A 17,748-nucleotide genomic window follows, 5' to 3' on the forward strand; every position below is an offset into this window, starting at 1 on the left:
TGTTTTTCACTGACAGACCGCCTTCGCGAGCAAGCCCGCTCCCACAGTGTTGACTGCATTTCAGGCCGGGCCGGTCAGCAGCTGGCTAATCACGCTGCAAATGTGGGAGCTGGCTTGCCTGCGATAGCGGTGGGTCAGCCAACCTGTTTTTCACTGACAGACCGCCTTCGCGAGCAAGCCCGCTCCCACAGTGTTGACTGCATTTCAGGCCGGGCCGGTCAGCAGCTGGCTAATCACGCTGCAAATGTGGGAGCTGGCTTGCCTGCGATAGGGGCGGATCAGCCAACCTGTTTTTCACTGACAGACCGCCTTCGCGAGCAAGCCCGCTCCCACAGTGTTGACTGCATTTCAGGCCAGGCCGGTCAGCAGCTGGCTAAACACGCTCCCACAAGTTTTACTGCATTTCACATCAAGTCAGGTAGGGCACGGCAATCAACAGGATGGCCGTGCCATGGGCCACGGTTGCCGGCAACACGCCATAGCGCATGCGCACCAGCGCGCAGGCCAGGCCTTCGATCAGGGTGAACAGCAATACCGGCCAGCCCAACTGGGTGACACTCAAGGCCAGAAACGCGTGGCAGGCCGCAAAGGCTACGCCGCTGATCAATGCCGCGCGCAATGGCGTCACCTGCTGTTCGAGGTAGCCCTGCAAAAAACCGCGAAACAGCACCTCCTCCAACGCATTCGCGCCATAGGCCAGCACCACCATCCCCGGCAGCCAGACCCAGTAGCCGTGAATCTCGAACGCCTCGATGCCCTGGTAAACCCGCAGCGGCACACCGAGCAGACAGCCCACCACAAGCCCCACGGCCAAACCCAGCGCAGGATTGCCGATGGTCCAGCGCATCAGCCGCCATAACTCCGGCGCCGTGCGTGCAAGCACCATAATCAGCAGCACTGACATCCCACCCAGCGCCGCCAACACAAAGGCATTCGCGCTGAACGCGATCTGCACTTCGCTGCTGAGCGACCACATCCCGAGCGGCGTCATCGCGTCACGCATCAACACAAATGCCGTCAGCAGGATCAGGATGCGCATCGCCAGCATCGCCCTGGGCGTCAGCGCAAACCACAGCCCAAACAGCACCAGCCCCGGCGCCAGGTGAACGCCGTAGTTGGTCAGTACGCCCATGCCTTGGGTGATCATGCCGGCCTCAACCGTGGGCAACAGCAATCATGTCGATCTCGACCGCTGCCGATTTCGGCAACTGCATCACCCCCACCGACGTGCGGGTGTGCGTGCCGGCGCTGCCGAGAATTTCATGCAACAGGTCCGACGCACCGTTGGCCACCTCGCTTTGCTGATCAAAGTCTTCGGCGCTGCGCACGTACACGGTGATACGTGCGATGGCCTTGACTTGATCCAGCGAGCCCAATGCCTGCTTGAGCAAGCCCAGGCAACGCAGCGCGCTGATGCCGGCGGCGATTTGCGCCTGGGCCAGGGTTAGGCTTTCGCCGACTTTGCCGGGCAGCACGATCGTGTCGCCGACCCGGGGGATCTGGCCGCTGATGTACAGGTGGTGACCATCGCGCACCAAGGGTGTGTAGTTGCCACCGATTTTGAACTCGTCCAGTTGATAGCCGAGGCGCTGCTGGGCTGCCTGGTATTTTTCGTCTGCTGTCATGCTCGTCAAACCTCGTTGCGATGTTGCCACTCATCCACCACATCGCCCAGGGTCTTGGGGATGTCGCTGCGAATCCAGGCCATGAAGGGCCGGTCGAACTTGAACCCCGGGCCGCAGTGTTCAAGCATGAAACGGCGAACGTTCTGGGTAGTTTTGTAGTGTGGGGTGACGGGGGTGGCGCGGGTAATAACGTCGCTGTGCCAGTTAAAATCCATTTTTCCCTCGGGGGTTCTTGTTGTGTCGGCAGTAGCATAGCGATGTGCTACTTGAGCAGGAAGCGGCACGGAAAAACTCACACCCCTACACTATGTGTTGAGATGTCGTACAAGACTCTAAAGCGCTTATAACGCGTCATCGCCTAACCTTTTCAAGATATTTCAAAATTTCACTTTCCTTCCCCATCAGAAATATTGCATGGTTGTACGACGACTTAAATAATCGTGCCCGACCCTAACAACAATAAGGAAACACCCATGCAAAACGTCAAAGTGCTGATCGGTTTTCTGTGCCTGTTCACCGGCTACGTCGCAGCAGCGCCTGCCCCCGCCGAAAAGGATGTGGCCCAAGCGGTCGACCAACTGACCCAAGCCATGTTGCACCTGGACCTCAAGCAGCTTCATGCGTTGACCTCCGACAAACTCACCTACGGCCACTCCAGCGGCAAGGTGCAGAACAAAGCGCAATTCATTGCTGATCTGGAAACCCACACCAGCGCGTTCAAGACCCTTGAAATGCAGAACCAGACCATTACCCTCGACGGCGACACGGCCCTGGTGCGTAACCACTTTCACGCGCTGGCGGTGAACAGTGGCGTAGACACGCCGACCGACATCGACAACTTCCAGGTTTGGCAGAAGCAAAAAGGCAAGTGGCTGCTGATCGGGCGCCAGGCTTACAAATACTGATGACCGGTGGTGAGCTGGCGCGCGTCAGCTCACCATTGCACCACCTCGCGGACCTTCACCAGCGCCTCGCGCAGCGCCGACATGCTCACCGAGCCCAATGCCAAACGCAGCGCGTGGGGCACGGTTGCCGAAACCGCAAACGGCTCGGCGGTGGACACCGAAATACCTTCGCGCTGCAAGGCCATGGCGATTTGATCGGCCCTGGCCTCTTCACCCAGCGGCAACCACAGAAAATACGATGACGGGTGGCTGATGTAATGCACGCCCTTGAGCACGTGCGCCGCCAAAGCCTGTCGCGCTTTGGCATCCTGGCGCTTTTGCGCTTCCAGCTGGTCGACCGTGCCGTCCTCGATCCAGGCCACGGCCATCGCACTCATGACGCCGGGTACGTTCCAGGTGGTGGCCATGATGGTGCGTTCCAGTTTCTTTACCCAGGCCGGGGGCGCGGCAATAAAGCCGACCCGCAACCCGGTCGCGACGCTCTTGGAAAACCCGCCGACGTACACCGTGCGCTCAGGCGCCAGGGTTGCCAATGGGGGCCGCGCCTCCTGCGCCAGAAACGCGTAGGCCGCGTCCTCGATGATCATCAGATTGTGTTGTCGGGCAATGCCGACTAATCCCTCGCGCTGTTCCAGGCTCATCACCCAACCCAACGGGTTATGTAAGGTCGGAATGCTGTACACCGCGCGCACCGGCCGCTTGCTGCACAGGCGTTGCAGGGCGTCCAGGTCCGGGCCACTGGCGGTGACCGGGATCGCGACGATTTCCAGGTGCAGGGTTTCGGCCAGCACTTTAAAGCCTGAATACGTCAGGGCATCGACGGCAATCACATCCCCCGGCTTGAGCAATGCCATCATCGTCACCGCCAAGCCGTGCTGGGCACCGCTGACCACCAGCACTTGCTCGGCCTCCACCACCAGCCCTCGGCTCAACAGATGCCGCGCCACCGCTGCCCGCTCGTGCAGGCGGCCGGCATGGGGCTGGTAGCGCAGAAGCGCCTCCAGGTCGCCCGACAGCGCCAGTTGGCGCAACGCCGTACGCAGCAAATCGGCCTGGCCCGGCAGCGACGGGTAGTTGAAATTGAGGTCGAGCATGCCCGTCGCTACCGTCATCTGCCCACTGCCCTGCCCCGGCGGCAACGAGATTTCGCGCACGAACGTGCCGCGCCCGGTTTCGCCACTGACCAGGCCCATCGCCTCAAGCTCGCTGTACACACGGCTGGCCGTGACCAGCGCCAGGCCATGGTCGGCGGCCAATTGGCGGTGGGTGGGCAGACGCGTGCCGGGTGGCAGCGCACCGCTGCGGATATCCCCGGCAAACGCATCGACCAGCGACTTGTAGCGAGCACGTGGCATAAGCGATGTATCCATGACAATTTTTTGATTGTCTTAATCTTCGACCCTAGGATGGCCGAACGCAACTTATCCTTTTCAGGCACGCCCTCATGGAACGCACCTTTGGCCTCAACAGGCTCGACAGCAGCACTCAAGGTTGGATCAACGGTTTTATCGGCGTGCTCATTTTCAGCGGTTCACTGCCGGCCACGCGCCTGGCGGTGATGGAGTTCAACCCGGTGTTCCTGACCATGATCCGCGCCACCCTCGCCGCCGCGCTGGGGCTGTGCCTGCTGAGACTGTTCAAGGAGAAACGCCCATCGCGCGCGCAATGGTTGCCGCTGGCAATCGTCGCGCTCGGCGTGGTGATTGGCTTTCCGCTGCTCACGGCACTGGCGCTGCAATACGTCACCTCGGCGCACTCCATCGTCTTCATCGGCCTGCTGCCACTGGCCACGGCGGTGTTCGGCGTGCTGCGTGGCGGCGAGCGGCCGCGCCCGGTGTTCTGGCTGTTTTCGATACTCGGCAGCCTGTTGGTGATGGGCTACGCCGTCGCCCAAGGCTTGAGCGCCGCGCCCGTGGGTGACGTGCTGATGCTGTTGGCGGTGCTGGCATGCGGTTTGGGCTATGCCGAGGGCGCCAAATTGTCACGCACCCTGGGCGGGTGGCAGGTGATCTGCTGGGCACTGGTGGTGTCGCTGCCGGTGGTGGCGCCGCTGAGTCTGATCCTCGCCCCCGCGACCTTCAGCGGCATCAGCCTGCCGGCCTGGCTGAGCCTGGGCTATGTGGCGTTGTTCAGCATGCTCATCGGCTTTGTGTTCTGGTACCGCGGCCTGGCTCAGGGTGGCATCGCCGCCGTCGGCCAGTTGCAGTTGCTGCAACCCTTCTTCGGCCTGGCGCTGGCGGCGGGCCTGCTGCATGAGCAGGTCAGCCTGGGCATGGTGCTGGTAACGGTTGCGGTGATCGGCTGCGTGGCCGGCGCGAAACGGTTTGCACGTTAACGCTGCGGCGCGACCATCTTGAACTTGATGGTGATGTCGTTGGACACCACGCTGTTGCCCGCCCACTCACCTTCGCCAATCTTGAAGTCATCGCGCTTGAGCACGAACTCACCGTCGAACACGCCGATGCCGCTTTGCTCCTTGAGCAGCACAGTGATGTCCACCGGCCGCGTGATGCCCTTGATCGTCAGGTTGCCGGCGATCGTGTAGCGGTTGTCGCCCAGTGCGGTGGCGCCGTTGGATTCATACACGCCGACCGGATAGGCCGTGGTGTCGAACCACGCGGGCTGTTGCAGTTGGGTATTGGCGTCCGGGCTGCCGGCGTCGATGCTGGCGAGCTGGATTTTGAGCAACGCATGCGCCGCCTCGGGCTTTTGCGTATCGAACGTCAGGGTGCCTTCAAAGTCGCTGAAGGTGCCATACACTTGCTGCCCGAACTGTTGGAAGGTAAAGCTGATCTGGCTGGCGGTGCGGTTGACGTCTTTGTATTCCACAGCCTGCGCGCTGGAAAACCAACCGAAGACGAGGGCCAGCAAGAACACCTTGGACATTCGACGCTTCATGAAACGCTCCGCGAGAGAAAAGGACACACGTGCTGAGCTAACACGCCATGGCATGGATTTATTCCCATCGGGCGCGCGTCCTGCTAAACAGAGTAGTCGCGAAAAACAATAAGGACTTTTCATGCCCATCCCTTCTCTGCAGGACACCACCGCCCCCGAAGGCATCTGCTACGGCTGCGGCGGCAGCAACCCGCATGGCCTGCACATCAAAAGCCGTTGGGACGCCGATGGCATCCACGTCATCGCCGAGCATCAGCCCGAGGCCAAATACAGCGGCTGGCCCGACCTGGTCTACGGCGGCCTGATCGCCATGCTGGTGGACTGCCATTCCAACTGGACGGCCATGGCTTATCACTACCGCGCCGAGCAACGTGAACCCGGCAGCTCGCCGCGCATCGATTGCGTCACCGGCAACCTCGGCATCAAATTCATCAAGCCCACGCCCATGGGCGTCACGCTGAGCCTGCGCGCGCGGGTTGAGGGCGAGGTGGGGCGCAAGAGCCGCGTGGTCTGCGAGGTGTACGCCGGTGAGGTGCTCACCGCCATCGGTGACTCGGTGTTCGTGCGCGTCGATACCGGCCAACTGGCGGCTGCCGCCCATGGTCGCGCGGGCTGATCCTGGTCTACATTGATTGCCACCGCTAATCGAGGAATGCACCGATGACTCGTCTCACCGCGAAAGACTTTGCCCCCGAACTGCTGGAACTCTACGACGGCTACGCCCATGGCAAGCTCAACCGCCGCGAATTTCTCGACCGCGCCGCACTGTTCACCTTTGGCGGCCTCACCGCCTCTGCGCTGCTGGCGGCCCTGAGCCCCAACTACGCGCTGGCCGAACAGGTCAAGTTTACCGACCCGGAGATCATCGCCGACTACATCACCTACCCCTCGCCCAAAGGCAACGGCACGGTGCGCGGCTACCTGGTACGCCCGGCCAAGGCCAGCGGCAAGGTGCCGGCGGTGGTGGTGGTTCACGAAAACCGTGGCCTGAACCCCTACATCGAAGACGTCGCCCGCCGCCTGGCCAAAGCCGGCTTCATCGCCCTGGCGCCAGACGGCCTGACCTCGATGGGCGGCTACCCCGGCAACGATGAAAAAGGCGTGGAACTGCAACAGAAAGTCGACCCCGAAAAACTCATGAACGACTTCTTCGCCGCCATCGAATGGCTGATGCACCACGACAACAGCACCGGCAAAGTCGGGATTACCGGCTTCTGCTATGGCGGCGGCGTGACCAATGCGGCGGCGGTAGCCTATCCGGAGTTGGGCGCGGCGGTGTCGTTCTACGGCAAGCAGCCGGAGGCCAAAGATGTGCCGCGCATCAAGGCGCCGATCATGCTGCACTACGGCGAGCTGGATACGCGCATCAACGAAGGCTGGCCGGCGTATGAAAAGGCGTTGAAGGCGGCGGGCACAACGTACGAGGCGTACATCTACAAGGGTGCCAACCACGGGTTTCACAATGACTCAACGCCCCGGTATGACGAGGCGGCGGCGAATCTGGCGTGGGAAAGAACCCTAGGCTGGTTCCACAAATACCTGGCCTAGCCCCGATCTGAATGTGGAAGCTGGCTCGCCACAACAAGTCAGCGCTCAGCTTGGAAATAACCCCACTTCTCCTGTCACGACACAGAACCCACGTGGGAGCCGGCTTGCCCGCGAACGCGGTGGGTCAGCGCCCAATCAGCCGGCTGGCACACCGCCTTCGCGAGCAAGCCCGCTCCCACATGGAGTAGTCGCTGTTTTCCAGATTAGTGTTCGAGGGTAGAAATAAGGGACATAAGAGGGACATAAGGGTCAGACCACGGTTAATGCTAGAACCGGGGCCTGACCCCGCCTCTCCCAGCCCAACGCGGGGCAAGCCCGCTCGCCACAACAAGTCAGCGCTCAGCTTGGAAATAACCCCGCTTCTCCTGTCACAACACAGAACCCATGTGGGAGCGGGCTTGCCCGCGAATGCGGTGGGTCAGCGCCCAATCAGCCGGCTGGCACACCGCCTTCGCGAGCAAGCCCGCTCCCACATGGAGTAGTCGCTGTTTTCCAGATCAGTGTTCGAGGGCATACCGTCGGCAATGGTTGAGATAACCCTGCTCATGACTCCCCACCAACTGCACCACACTGGTCCATAACCACGACGGCGCATCCAGCTGTTTGGAGCGGTTTTCCTGCAGCACCGCCATCCACTGCTTGCGCGTGTCACGGTCCATCTGCCGGGCATGGGCGATGCCGACCACGCGGGCCAGGTAACCGGCGGCGTGCATGGCGTCGGTTTCGCTGAGTTCATCCAGTTCCAGCTTCATGTCCTGGGGCAGCAATTCACGGATAAAAAAACCATGGTCGAGAAAACGCGTCGCCAGCATGCGTTCTCCCAGGCCCGGTGACAGCTGACGCGCGCCCTCCACCACCCGCCGCCCATTGTCGCGGGGCATCTTCGCGCGCGGTGTACGCGGTGCAGCCGCGCCAACCGCCTCCTTGATATCGATCAGGCAATATTCCTGATCATCCTTGTCACCAACGCCCAGCAGTGCTGCATAGCGCAGCAAGCCGAGGGAACTGCAGCCCTTGACCCAATAGGCTGAGTCCAGCAGTTCGACCTTGGCGTCTTTGGGCCGGCCTTTGAGCGAGGTGACCAACTGGTGGATTTCATCCGAGGCGCAGAGGGTTTGCAGGGCGCCCTTTTCAGCCCGCGACAAAGCCCAGAAGTGCTTGCCCAGTGGAATCGTCGGCCGCACGTTTTCAATGCGTTCACGCGCCAGGTTTTTCCAGGTGCGCTCCACCGCGCTGCGCATGCCGGCCTTGACCTGGGAGGGACGTGGCGGTGCTTCGTCGGGCTTGTCTTTGAAGGCTTGTTCGTAGCCGCCGATCATCTCTTCGAGCATGCGCGCGGTGGTCACCCCCGGCAGGTCCGAGCCGCGGGCGGCGGTGGCCAACGACAAGGCCAGGCGCACCAGGTCGTGCGCCGGATTGCCGATCACGGTCTGGTCAAGGTCGCGGATGTGCATGTCGATACGGCCCTTGATATCGCCGGTCGGGCCCAGATTGCCTGCGTGGCAGTCGCCGCAAATCCAAATCGCTGGGCCATGCGGCAAGCGACGGCCGGGCTGGCTGTGCAGCCATTCATAAAACTGCACCGTGCTGCCGCGCACATAGGCGTGGGCAGAGCGCGCCATTTTCAAATTGCGCAGTTGCGTGAGGTGGGGCATGCGGTCGGCGGGGCGCGGGGTCTTCATGGATGAACTCAGTGCGGGAGATACAGTAGAGCTTCGCCGCCAAGAGATGTTTCATTTTGTTTCAAGATAGTGGCATTAAGACAGTTTTCCCGGCTGTGCACACACGTCCTGCAGCCACGCCTTGAACGCCAGCATCGCCGAGGTTTCGGCCCGCGACTGCAAGCGCGTCAGCCAATAACTGCCGGTGGTGATGCCGATGCCGAACGGCTGGCGGATCACATCGCTTTCCAGTTGCCGCGAAAACATCATCGCCGGCGCCAGCGCTACACCGATGCCTTGCAGCGCTGCCTCCATCATCGCCAGTGAAGAGTCGAACACAATGCTGCGCGGTATCAGGGTATCGGCGGGCAAACCGGCGGCCTGGAGCCACAGGCTCCATTCATCGGCGCGGTAGGAGCGCAGCAAGGTGTGTTTCAACAAATCGACGGGCGTGCGCAACTGCTCGGCAATGCTTGGCGTACACAGCACGGTCAACGGCGCCGCCAGCAGTTCGCAGGCGTCGGTGCCATGCCAGGCGCCGGCACCAAAGCGGACCGCGTAATCCAGGCCTTCGGCGGCCACGTCGACGCGGTTATTGTGGGTGGACAGGCGCAGGTCGATAAACGGGTAGCGCGCGTGGAAGTCCGGCAAGCGCGGCAGCAGCCAGCCCACGGTAAAGGTGCCGACGGCCCCCACCGTGAGCACTTCGCGGTAATGCCCGCCTTCGAACTGGCTGAGGGTCTGGGCAATACGATCAAACGACTCACGCACCACCGGCAGCAACGTTTCGCCTTCACGGGTCAGCATCAAGCCGCGTGGCAGTCGCTTGAACAAGACTACATTGAGTTGGGCCTCCAGGCTTTTGACCTGGTGACTGACCGCCGCCTGGGTTACGCACAGCTCAATGGCCGCGCGAGTAAAACTCAAATGGCGGGCCGACGCCTCGAAGGCGCGCAAGGCATTGAGCGGCAGATGGGAACGCAGCATGCTTGACCCCAGATTTTCTAATGGCTGGTGCGAGATATCATCGGTTGTTCGCGGTGGGCAAACTGCCTACATTTGCGGCGCCTGCGCAGGCTATCTATTCAATCGATCATTCTCATGGAAGCCACATCATGCCCCAACTGTCTCTGTTTGGAGTGCGTAATTTAACCGCGCTGGCCGTATTGGCGGCGGCCGGCAACTGCCTGGCCGCCGCCGACCTGCAGGCCGTGGTAGATGCCAACGTAAAACCGTTGATGCAACAACAGGCCATTCCGGGCCTGGCGGTTGCCGTGGTCCAGGACGGCAAGGTGCAATACTTTAACTACGGCACTGCGTCAAAGGAAGCCAAGCAGCCGGTCAGCGAAAACACCCTGTTTGAAGTCGGCTCGGTGAGTAAAACCTTCACCGCCACCCTCGGCGGCTACGCCCAGGCGACCGGCAAGCTCAAGCTTTCGGACACCGCCAGCCAGCACCTGCCGGCATTGGCCGGCAGCGCCTTCGACAAGATCAGCCTGCTGCAACTGGCAACCTACACCCCCGGCGGCCTGCCCCTGCAATTTCCCGACGCTGCCGACAGCGCCGAGGCCATGCTCGGCTACTTTCAGCACTGGAAGCCCACTTACGCACCGGGCGCACAACGCCTGTATTCCAACCCAAGCATCGGGCTGTTCGGCTATCTGGCGGCGCAAAGCCTGGGCCAGCCGTTCAACGTGGCCATGGAAAAAACCCTGCTGCCCAAGCTGGGCTTGACCAACACCCACGTCAGCGTGCCCGCCGACAAATCCAGCCTGTACGCCCAAGGTTATGACAAGAACCTGAAGCCCATACGCGTCAGCCCCGGCGCGCTGGACAGCGAAGCCTACGGCATCAAGACCAGCGCCCAGGACCTGGCTCACTACGTGATGGTGAACATGCACCCACAAGCCCTGGAAAAACCCCTGCAACAGGCGATTGCCACCACCCACGCGGGCTATTACACCGTGAACGGCATGACCCAGGGCCTGGGCTGGGAACGCTACCCCTACCCGGTCACGCTGCAAGCCTTGCTGGAGGGCAACTCCACGCCTATGGCGATGGAGCCCCACAAGGTCAACTGGCTGACGCCCGCACAGCCGCAACCGGCCAACGTGCTGTACAACAAAACCGGCTCGACCGGCGGTTTCGGGGCGTACGTGGTGTACGTGCCGAGCAAGGACATGGGCGTGGTGATGCTGGCGAACAAGAATTACCCCAACGCTGAACGAGTCAAAGTGGCACACGCGATCTTGAGCGCGATAGATCACTAAGGCCTCGCACACATCAACTGTGGGCGCGGGCTTGCTCGCGAAGGCGCAGTGTCAGTCGGTGAAAATGTTGCCTGACACACCGCTTTCGCGAGCAAGCCCGCGTCCACATTTTTGACCGTGCTACATCCCCAGCCAGTGCGGCAGCGCCAGCGAGATAAACGGCAAGTAAGTCACCATGATCAGGAACACCAGCAAGATCATCAGCCACGGCAATGCCGCGCGGATGGTCTGCCCCAAGGTCAGGCCAGTCACCGCCGAGGTCACGAACAGGTTCAACCCCACGGGTGGGTGCACCAGGCCGATTTCCATATTCACCACCATCACGATCCCCAGGTGAATCGGGTCGATGCCCAACTTCATGGCAATCGGGAAGAAGATCGGCGCCAGGATCAGCACAATGGCCGACGGCTCCATAAAGCTGCCCGCCACCAGCAACACGATATTGACCATGATCAGAAAGCCGATCGGCGTGAGGCCTTCAGAGATCACCCAGGCCGTGATTTCCTGTGGGATCTGTTCAGTGGTCAGCACGTGGGCGAACAGCATGGCGTTGGCGATGATAAACATCAGCATGATCGCCAGGCGCCCGGACTCCAGCAACACCTTGGGGCAGTCACGCAACTTCATGTCCTTGTAGATGAACAAGGCCACGAACGCCGAGTACACCGCCGCCACCGCTGCGGCTTCGGTCGGGGTGAACATGCCGCTGTAAATGCCGCCGAGGATGATCACCAGCAACAGCAAGCCCCAGAAGGCGCGACGCGCACAGGTCAGCCATTCACGAAAGGTGGCACGCGGTTGCGCCGGCAGCTTCTTGATGCGCGCGACGATGTAGATCGCGACCATCAACATCAAGCCCAGCAGCAAACCTGGAATGACACCGGCCATAAACAGCTTGCCCACCGAGGTTTCGGTGGCCGCCGAGTACACCACCATCACTATCGAGGGCGGAATCAGAATGCCCAGGGTGCCGGCATTGCAGATAATCCCCGCGCCGAATTCCTTCGGGTAACCGGAGCGCACCATGCCCGCCACGGCAATCGAGCCCACCGCAGCTACCGTCGCCGGCGATGAGCCCGACAGCGCGGCAAACAGCATGCACGCCAACACCGCCGCAATCGCCAGGCCGCCACGGATGTGGCCGACACAGGCGTTGGCAAAGTCGATCAAGCGCTGCGCCACGCCGCCGGTGGTCATGAACGCACCGGACAGCAGGAAGAACGGAATCGCCAGAAAGGTGTAGGCGTCGGAGGTTTCAAACAGCTTGATCGCCAGCGAACTCACCGAGTCCTGGCTGAACATCAAGATCGACACCGCGCCGGACAGCCCGAGGGAAATCGCAATCGGCACGCCCAGGAACATGAACACAAACAACAGCAAAAACAGACAGAGCACGGCCATCAGTGACGCTCCTCATGGCTGCCGGCCAACTTGCTGGCCTCGCCGGCCTCATCGGCAAGGCCCAACCCGACCTGACGGTGGGTGAAAATGCGGTAGAAAATTTCCAGGTAGCGGATGAACACCAGGGCAAAACCAATCGGCACGATGATCACGATATCGCCGACGTCCACGCCGTATTGGTCGAGGTCTTCGGCGCCGATATGGGCGCTCATCACCGCGCTCACCCACTTGTAGCTGGCGACCATGAACAGCCCCGCGTAGGCCAGGCAGCACAGGCACGCGAGCATGCCGAGCAAGCGTTGCACCGGGCGCCTGGTCAGCTTGACCAGCGCGTCCACGCCAAGGTGGCCGGCAGTGCGCACACCGTAGGAGATGCCGAAGAAAATCAACCAGCCGAACATGGCCTTGGTCAGCGCCACGCTCCAGGTCATGTCCTGGGCCCAGGTCATGGTGTGATCGCCCAGGGCATTGAAGAAATTGCTGCTCCACGCCCACTTGTCCGCCAGGGAAAAGAACAGCGTGTAGATGTTGTTGAGCATGACGTAGACAAATGTCACCAGGGTCATGGCGGCCAGCAGGAAGGCGATAAAACCTTCCTCCAGGTGCTCCCAGACGCGCCTTAGCGTTTGCATGGCAAAACCTCGCGAAGCGGGAATGATGTCGGGGTGGAAACCGGATCAACAGGTGTGAGCGAACCACTGTGGGAGCCGGGCTTGCCCGCGATGGGATCAACCCGGTTCCACAGATCCACCGAGTCGCCTGCATCGCAGGCAAGCCAGCGCCCACATAAAGCCGTTTCCACAGTAGGTTTGGGGGCTCGCCCAACTACTGGTTGGACGCGTCCGCCGCCTTGATCAGGTCAGCGCCAATCTCGCCCTCAAACTTCTGCCACACCGGGCGCATGGCTTCGCGCCAGAGCTGGCGTTGCTCGGGGGTCAGTTCGATGATTTCGCTGGTCTTGGCGTCGATGATCTTCTGCTTGGCCGACTGGTTCAGCGCCTCGGCCTGCTTGTTCACCTCCACAGTGACCTCAAGCATGATCTGGTCCAGGGTGGCGCGGATGTCCGGCGGCAGGCCGTTCCAGAACGTGGCGTTGGTGATCACCATGTAGTCGATCAGGCCGTGGTTGGACTCGGTGAAGTACTTCTGCACCTCGTTGACCTTCTGGCTTTCATAGTTCGACCAGGTGTTCTCGGTGCCGTTGACGGTGCCGGTCTGCAGGCCTTGGTAGACCTCGGCAAAGCTCATCTTGCGCGGGTTGGCACGAATCGCCTTGAACTGCTCCTCAAGCACGCTGGAAGCCTGCACGCGGAACTTCAGGCCACGGGCGTCCTTGGGTTCGTGCAGGGCTTTGTTGGAGGACAGTTGCTTGAGGCCGTTGTGCCAATACGCCAGGCCGAGGATGTTCTTGTCCTGCATCGAGGTCAGCAGGTCCTTGCCCTGGGCGGCCTGGAAGCGGTCGACGGCGGCCAGGTCGTTGAACAAAAACGGCAGGTCGTAAATCTGCACTTGCTTGGTGTACTGCTCGAACTTGGCCAGGGACGGCGCCAGCATCTGCACATCGCCCAGCAACAGCGCTTCCATCTCCTTGCCATCGCCGAACAGCGACGAGTTGGGGTACACCTCAACCTTGACGCGGCCCGGCAGGCGCTCTTCGGCGAGCTTCTTGAACAGCAGCGCGCCCTGGCCTTTGGGGGTGTTTTCGGCGACTACGTGGGCGAACTTGATCACAATCGGGTCCGCCGCCTGGGCCAGGCCCGCGGCAAACAAAGTGGCGGCGCACAGCAGCGCCCGAGAAAGCTTGAGCATGGACAATCACCTTCTTATTGTTGTGTTGTAGGGCAAGGTGCCTGATGTCACGTGTGTAGTGAATTTCGAATTTTAGATACCTGCGTTCGGCGTGGGCGAACGCCGATCTTCAGAACAGTGAAGATCAAGTGTGGGAGCTGGCTTGCCTGCGATAGCGGTGTGTCAGGCAGTAGATTTGTTAGCTGAGCCACCGCAATCGCAGGCAAGCCCGCTCCCACATTTTGATTCGGTTTCGCCAGTCAGCGTCGGGCCGCCAGCAACCTCTGTGCGCGCAACAGCACCGGCGCATCCACCATCTGCCCATCAATTTGATAGGCCCCTGCCCCATGCGCGCCGGCATCCACCACGCGTTTGGCCCACGCCAGGTCTTCAGCACTCGGCGCCAGGGCCGCGTGGATCACCGCAACCTGCTTGGGATGAATACACAACGCGCCGGCAAAGCCCATCTCGTAGGCGTGCCGGATCGAACGCCGTAAACCTTCCGGGTCATCGATAGCCGGGTGCACGCCATCCAGCGGCGCAACCAGCCCTGCCGCACGCGAATGCACGATCAACGCCAGGCGTGCCTGGTCGAGGGCGAACTGTGCGGCCGCGGAATGGCTGCTCAGGTTCAAATCCAGCGCCAGGTCCAGGCCCCCAAACGACAGGCGCTCCACCTGCGGCGCACGAGCGATTTCAGCCACCGCCAACAACCCCCGTGCACTTTCGATAATCGGCCAGATCAGTTTGCCGGTGGCCGCGACCACGGCGACCTGCGCCGCGCTCTCGACCTTGGGCAGCAGCACGCCTGCCACATTTGCATGGGCTTTGCAGAACGCCACGTCCGCAACATGCTCGGCATGCTCCGGCGCGTTGATACGCACCCACACCTGGGCCTGAAGATGGCCTTGCAGAAACGCCCCGAGGTTATCCCGCGCCTGGCGTTTGAGCGGCTCTTCGACCGCGTCTTCAAAATCGACAATAACCGCATCGGCGCCACTGGCCAACGCTTTGGCAAACCGCTCCGGGCGACTGCCGGGCACAAACAAGGCCGAACGAACCAAAGGCTTTGGCATCACTTGAATTCCTTATTAGATAACGCCGCGCGCACGCAAAGTATCGATGGCTTCACCCGAGTAGCCGAGCTGTTCGAGGATGCCCTGGCTGTGCTGCCCCAGCGCCGGTACGGCATCCATTCGCGGGCTAAACGCGGCATTGCGCGCCGGTGGCAGCAGCGACGGCAATGGCCCGGCCGGGCTCTGGACTTCGCGCCAGCTGCCTCGCGCCTTGAGCTGCGGGTGGTCCCACACGCCCTGCATGTCGTTGACGCGCGCACTGGCAATCTGCGCGTCTTCCAAACGCTGGATCACCGCCTCGGCGTTCAGCTGCGCGAAGCTGTCGACGATGATCTGGCGCAGCACCTCACGGTTGGCCGAACGCTTGAAGTTGGCCGAGAAACGCGCATCGGTGGCCAATTCAGGCGTGAGCAGCACCTTGTCGCAGAACGCCGCCCATTCGCGCTCGTTCTGCAAACCGAGCATCACCGTGCCGCCGTCGCCGGTGGGAAACGGCCCATACGGGTAAATCGTCGAATGCGCCGCGCCGGCGCGCGGGGGTTGCGGCGCGCCGTCGAACGCGTAGTACATCGGGTAGCCCATCCACTCCACCAGGCTTTCCAGCATGCTCACGTCGATGCGGCTGCCCTTGCCCGTTTTGCCGCGCAGCAGCAGCGCCGAGAGGATGCCGCTGTAGGCGTACATGCCTGCAGAGATATCGGCGATGGAACATCCGGCCTTGGCCATTTGGTCGTCACCGGGGCCGCCGGTCACCGACAGGAAGCCGCCCTCGCTCTGGATCAGCAAGTCATAGGCCTTCTTCTTCTCGTAAGGCCCGCCCTCGCCATAGCCGGAAATATCGCAGACGATCAGCCGCGGGAAACGCGCGTGCAGCGCCTCGAACGACAAGCCCATGCGCGCGGCCGCGCCGGGTGCGAGGTTCTGCACCAGTACGTCGGCGTCGGCCAGCAAGGTGTCGAGGATGGCGCCCGCCTCGTCCTGCTTGAGGTCCAGGGTCAGACTTTCCTTGGAGCGGTTGGTCCACACAAAATGCGAGGCCAGGCCGCGCACGCGCTCGTCGTAGCCGCGGGCAAAATCACCAGCGCCAGGGCGTTCGATCTTGATGACGCGGGCGCCCAAATCGGCCAGTTGCCGCGTGCAGAATGGCGCGGCAATCGCGTGTTCCAGGCTGACGACAGTGATGCCGTCCAGCGGTCGTTGATGAGTCATCACAATTCCTCAAAGCCAGTGGGCCATGGACGCGGCGTTACGCAGGTTCCAGGCCTTATCGATCAGTGCATCCGCCTGGGCCGGCGTGCGGGCGCCGCTGAAGTGGGTCAGGCGCTGGAATTTGTCCGCCAGCGCCTCACGGTTCAAGGTGTTGCCCGGGTCGCCCTTGGGTTCATCGATGGCGCCGTGCAGCGTGCGCCCGTCGGTGGTGGTGACGCTGACACGGCCCAGCCAGCGTTGCGGGTAGGCGCCGTCCACTTCTGGGTCCAGCGTCATGCTGACCTTGTCGCGAAAGCTCGCAACGGCGGGATCGGTCAGCGCCAGGTGGTGAAACTCGGTGAGCCCGGCCTTGCCATGCACGGCGATCAGGCCGAGCACCGTGCCCATGGAGAACTTGGCCTGGTGCACGGTCGTGGGCACTGCCACGCGGCCCAGTACATCAATGGCGCCCTGATGCACACGGGTTTCCACGCGCGCAATGTGATCGGCGCCCAGCCCTTCGCGCTGCATCAAATCCAACAGCGCATCGGCGGCAGGATGGGTGTGGCGGCACGAGGCGTGAAACTTGAACGAGGTTTCCAGCAGCGCCCAGCGCGTGCCCAGGCCGGCCGACAATTGGCTCGGCTGCGCATCACTGGACATGCCCGCGGCCAACCCTTGGTCGCCTTCAAGAATATTGCGCGCACCGGTCAGGCCGTCCGCGGTCAGGTACGCGGCGAGCAAGCCATCGGCGGCAGCCTTGGCGGTGTGCAGTTGCTTGGAGTCGGCAGCGTCGCGCAGGAATTCCCAAAGCCCAGCGGCCTGTGTGCCGGCGCTGCCGAGCAGATTGATGAATTGTTCTTCGTTGAAATCCAGCAGCTTGCCCACCGCAACGGCCGCCGCCAGGGTGCCGACAGTCGCCGTGGTGTGGAAGATGCGGTAGTGAGAACGCCCCATGAATTCGCCGATGCGAATCCCGGCCTCATAACCGGCCACCGACGCCAGCAGCAACTCGCGACCGGATTTGCCGAGGTCTTGCGCGGCGGCCAAGGCTGCTGGAAACACCACCGTGGCCGGGTGCAGCACCGAGCTGTTGTGCAGGTCATCCTGCTCCACCAGATGGGACGAAGCGCCGTTTACCAGCGCGGCGAAATACGCGCTGCTGCTGGCGCCACTGACGATAATCTGCGCCGGGCCGCTGCTCGGGCCCATCTTGTGCGCATAGCGCTCGAACAAAGGAATCGGGTGCGCGCCCTTGCTCGCCAATGCGCAGGCGAGCCAATCCAGGTAAAGGTCTTCGGTGCGCGCCAGCACGTTTTCGGGCAACTGTTCGTAGTTCAACTCGGCGAGGAATCGACACAGGGCTTGGGTATGGCTCATGGTCGGGC

Annotated in this window: 18 protein-coding genes; 5 read left to right on the forward strand and 13 right to left on the reverse strand. The window is 62.1% G+C overall.

The genetic code is table 11. The annotated features are described in order from the left end of the window. Positions 1 to 409: 409 nt before the first annotated feature. The 3 genes from AACW30_RS17835 to AACW30_RS17845 are packed head-to-tail and all read right to left on the reverse strand — an operon-like array spanning position 410 to position 1,840. Positions 410 to 1,147, reverse strand: a complete 738-nt coding sequence (locus AACW30_RS17835) for a CPBP family intramembrane glutamic endopeptidase (RefSeq protein ID WP_106578993.1) — start codon at positions 1,145 to 1,147, stop codon at positions 410 to 412. Between the two features lie 7 nt (positions 1,148 to 1,154). Continuing rightward, positions 1,155 to 1,625, reverse strand: a complete 471-nt coding sequence (locus AACW30_RS17840) for a RidA family protein (protein WP_119740019.1) — start codon at positions 1,623 to 1,625, stop codon at positions 1,155 to 1,157. A gap of 5 nt (positions 1,626 to 1,630) precedes the next feature. Further along, on the reverse strand, positions 1,631 to 1,840 hold the full coding sequence (locus tag AACW30_RS17845) for a DUF6434 domain-containing protein (RefSeq protein ID WP_200625534.1): 210 nt from the start codon (positions 1,838 to 1,840) through the stop codon (positions 1,631 to 1,633). A 258-nt stretch (positions 1,841 to 2,098) separates the two neighbouring features. Between AACW30_RS17845 and AACW30_RS17850 the strand changes: the two genes are divergently transcribed. After that, the gene (locus tag AACW30_RS17850; RefSeq protein ID WP_106578990.1) at positions 2,099 to 2,530 is read left to right on the forward strand and encodes a nuclear transport factor 2 family protein; all 432 of its coding nucleotides are present in this window, start codon (positions 2,099 to 2,101) and stop codon (positions 2,528 to 2,530) included. Positions 2,531 to 2,559: 29 nt separating this feature from the next. Here AACW30_RS17850 and AACW30_RS17855 read toward each other — a convergent pair whose 3' ends face one another. After that, positions 2,560 to 3,885 (reverse strand): aminotransferase-like domain-containing protein, encoded by a 1,326-nt coding sequence (locus tag AACW30_RS17855; RefSeq protein WP_200625535.1) that lies wholly within the window; start codon positions 3,883 to 3,885, stop codon positions 2,560 to 2,562. Between the two features lie 89 nt (positions 3,886 to 3,974). Between AACW30_RS17855 and AACW30_RS17860 the strand changes: the two genes are divergently transcribed. Further along, complete coding sequence (locus AACW30_RS17860; protein WP_200625536.1) at positions 3,975 to 4,865, forward strand: DMT family transporter; 891 nt, start codon at positions 3,975 to 3,977, stop codon at positions 4,863 to 4,865. Here the strand turns inward: AACW30_RS17860 and AACW30_RS17865 are convergent. Next, positions 4,862 to 5,428, reverse strand: a complete 567-nt coding sequence (locus tag AACW30_RS17865) for a YceI family protein (RefSeq protein ID WP_200625537.1) — start codon at positions 5,426 to 5,428, stop codon at positions 4,862 to 4,864. The genes AACW30_RS17860 and AACW30_RS17865 overlap by 4 nt on opposite strands. Positions 5,429 to 5,549: 121 nt before the next feature. On the opposite strand from AACW30_RS17865, the gene AACW30_RS17870 reads away from it, so the two are divergent. Together AACW30_RS17870 and yghX are read left to right on the forward strand one after the other, a co-directional pair. Further along, positions 5,550 to 6,044, forward strand: coding sequence for a PaaI family thioesterase (locus AACW30_RS17870; RefSeq protein WP_200625538.1), 495 nt, complete (start codon positions 5,550 to 5,552; stop codon positions 6,042 to 6,044). 44 nt (positions 6,045 to 6,088) lie between these two features. Beyond that, on the forward strand, positions 6,089 to 6,976 hold the full coding sequence (yghX, locus tag AACW30_RS17875) for a YghX family hydrolase (RefSeq protein WP_106578985.1): 888 nt from the start codon (positions 6,089 to 6,091) through the stop codon (positions 6,974 to 6,976). Positions 6,977 to 7,473: 497 nt separating this feature from the next. On the opposite strand, the gene AACW30_RS17880 is transcribed toward yghX, so the two are convergent. Both AACW30_RS17880 and AACW30_RS17885 read right to left on the reverse strand, forming a co-directional pair. After that, positions 7,474 to 8,658 carry a DUF2252 domain-containing protein gene (locus AACW30_RS17880; protein ID WP_106578984.1) on the reverse strand — a complete coding sequence of 395 codons (1,185 nt, stop codon included), beginning with the start codon at positions 8,656 to 8,658 and terminating at the stop codon, positions 7,474 to 7,476. A 75-nt stretch (positions 8,659 to 8,733) separates the two neighbouring features. Continuing rightward, on the reverse strand, positions 8,734 to 9,624 hold the full coding sequence (locus AACW30_RS17885; RefSeq protein ID WP_200625539.1) for a LysR family transcriptional regulator: 891 nt from the start codon (positions 9,622 to 9,624) through the stop codon (positions 8,734 to 8,736). Positions 9,625 to 9,752: 128 nt separating this feature from the next. On the opposite strand from AACW30_RS17885, the gene ampC reads away from it, so the two are divergent. Then, the gene (gene ampC, locus AACW30_RS17890; protein WP_200625540.1) at positions 9,753 to 10,907 is read left to right on the forward strand and encodes a class C beta-lactamase; all 1,155 of its coding nucleotides are present in this window, start codon (positions 9,753 to 9,755) and stop codon (positions 10,905 to 10,907) included. Between the two features lie 120 nt (positions 10,908 to 11,027). Here ampC and dctM read toward each other — a convergent pair whose 3' ends face one another. From dctM to AACW30_RS17920, 6 genes are all read right to left on the reverse strand, one after another. Beyond that, the gene (dctM, locus tag AACW30_RS17895; RefSeq protein ID WP_106578981.1) at positions 11,028 to 12,308 is read right to left on the reverse strand and encodes a C4-dicarboxylate TRAP transporter large permease protein DctM; all 1,281 of its coding nucleotides are present in this window, start codon (positions 12,306 to 12,308) and stop codon (positions 11,028 to 11,030) included. Next, positions 12,308 to 12,940, reverse strand: a complete 633-nt coding sequence (locus AACW30_RS17900; RefSeq protein WP_169366918.1) for a TRAP transporter small permease — start codon at positions 12,938 to 12,940, stop codon at positions 12,308 to 12,310. Before AACW30_RS17900 ends, dctM begins: the two co-directional genes overlap by 1 nt. 193 nt (positions 12,941 to 13,133) lie before the next feature. After that, positions 13,134 to 14,117 carry a TRAP transporter substrate-binding protein gene (locus tag AACW30_RS17905; RefSeq protein WP_119739998.1) on the reverse strand — a complete coding sequence of 328 codons (984 nt, stop codon included), beginning with the start codon at positions 14,115 to 14,117 and terminating at the stop codon, positions 13,134 to 13,136. A gap of 239 nt (positions 14,118 to 14,356) precedes the next feature. Then, entirely contained in the window at positions 14,357 to 15,172 is an 816-nt protein-coding gene (locus AACW30_RS17910; protein WP_119739996.1) for an HpcH/HpaI aldolase/citrate lyase family protein, read from the reverse strand. A 15-nt stretch (positions 15,173 to 15,187) separates the two neighbouring features. Further along, entirely contained in the window at positions 15,188 to 16,381 is a 1,194-nt protein-coding gene (locus AACW30_RS17915) for a CaiB/BaiF CoA transferase family protein (RefSeq protein WP_234452746.1), read from the reverse strand. A gap of 9 nt (positions 16,382 to 16,390) precedes the next feature. Then, on the reverse strand, positions 16,391 to 17,740 hold the full coding sequence (locus tag AACW30_RS17920) for an MmgE/PrpD family protein (RefSeq protein WP_200625541.1): 1,350 nt from the start codon (positions 17,738 to 17,740) through the stop codon (positions 16,391 to 16,393). Positions 17,741 to 17,748: the final 8 nt, after the last annotated feature.

The sequence above is a fragment of the Pseudomonas sp. MF6747 genome (assembly GCF_963890955.1).
Taxonomy (GTDB): Bacteria; Pseudomonadota; Gammaproteobacteria; order Pseudomonadales; family Pseudomonadaceae; genus Aquipseudomonas.

What these genes read in the sequence shown, in the direction of transcription:
- AACW30_RS17920 (WP_200625541.1), bottom strand. Translation starts at nt 17,740, where the DNA reads ATGAGCCATACCCAAGCCCTGTGTCGATTCCTCGCCGAGTTGAACTAC.
- AACW30_RS17860 (WP_200625536.1), top strand. Translation starts at nt 3,975, where the DNA reads ATGGAACGCACCTTTGGCCTCAACAGGCTCGACAGCAGCACTCAAGGT.
- AACW30_RS17835 (WP_106578993.1), bottom strand. Translation starts at nt 1,147, where the DNA reads ATGATCACCCAAGGCATGGGCGTACTGACCAACTACGGCGTTCACCTG.
- AACW30_RS17855 (WP_200625535.1), bottom strand. Translation starts at nt 3,885, where the DNA reads ATGCCACGTGCTCGCTACAAGTCGCTGGTCGATGCGTTTGCCGGGGAT.
- dctM (WP_106578981.1), bottom strand. Translation starts at nt 12,308, where the DNA reads ATGGCCGTGCTCTGTCTGTTTTTGCTGTTGTTTGTGTTCATGTTCCTG.
- AACW30_RS17870 (WP_200625538.1), top strand. Translation starts at nt 5,550, where the DNA reads ATGCCCATCCCTTCTCTGCAGGACACCACCGCCCCCGAAGGCATCTGC.
- AACW30_RS17910 (WP_119739996.1), bottom strand. Translation starts at nt 15,172, where the DNA reads ATGCCAAAGCCTTTGGTTCGTTCGGCCTTGTTTGTGCCCGGCAGTCGC.
- AACW30_RS17850 (WP_106578990.1), top strand. Translation starts at nt 2,099, where the DNA reads ATGCAAAACGTCAAAGTGCTGATCGGTTTTCTGTGCCTGTTCACCGGC.
- ampC (WP_200625540.1), top strand. Translation starts at nt 9,753, where the DNA reads ATGCCCCAACTGTCTCTGTTTGGAGTGCGTAATTTAACCGCGCTGGCC.
- AACW30_RS17905 (WP_119739998.1), bottom strand. Translation starts at nt 14,117, where the DNA reads ATGCTCAAGCTTTCTCGGGCGCTGCTGTGCGCCGCCACTTTGTTTGCC.
- AACW30_RS17880 (WP_106578984.1), bottom strand. Translation starts at nt 8,658, where the DNA reads ATGAAGACCCCGCGCCCCGCCGACCGCATGCCCCACCTCACGCAACTG.
- yghX (WP_106578985.1), top strand. Translation starts at nt 6,089, where the DNA reads ATGACTCGTCTCACCGCGAAAGACTTTGCCCCCGAACTGCTGGAACTC.
- AACW30_RS17840 (WP_119740019.1), bottom strand. Translation starts at nt 1,625, where the DNA reads ATGACAGCAGACGAAAAATACCAGGCAGCCCAGCAGCGCCTCGGCTAT.
- AACW30_RS17900 (WP_169366918.1), bottom strand. Translation starts at nt 12,940, where the DNA reads ATGCAAACGCTAAGGCGCGTCTGGGAGCACCTGGAGGAAGGTTTTATC.
- AACW30_RS17845 (WP_200625534.1), bottom strand. Translation starts at nt 1,840, where the DNA reads ATGGATTTTAACTGGCACAGCGACGTTATTACCCGCGCCACCCCCGTC.
- AACW30_RS17885 (WP_200625539.1), bottom strand. Translation starts at nt 9,624, where the DNA reads ATGCTGCGTTCCCATCTGCCGCTCAATGCCTTGCGCGCCTTCGAGGCG.
- AACW30_RS17915 (WP_234452746.1), bottom strand. Translation starts at nt 16,381, where the DNA reads ATGACTCATCAACGACCGCTGGACGGCATCACTGTCGTCAGCCTGGAA.
- AACW30_RS17865 (WP_200625537.1), bottom strand. Translation starts at nt 5,428, where the DNA reads ATGAAGCGTCGAATGTCCAAGGTGTTCTTGCTGGCCCTCGTCTTCGGT.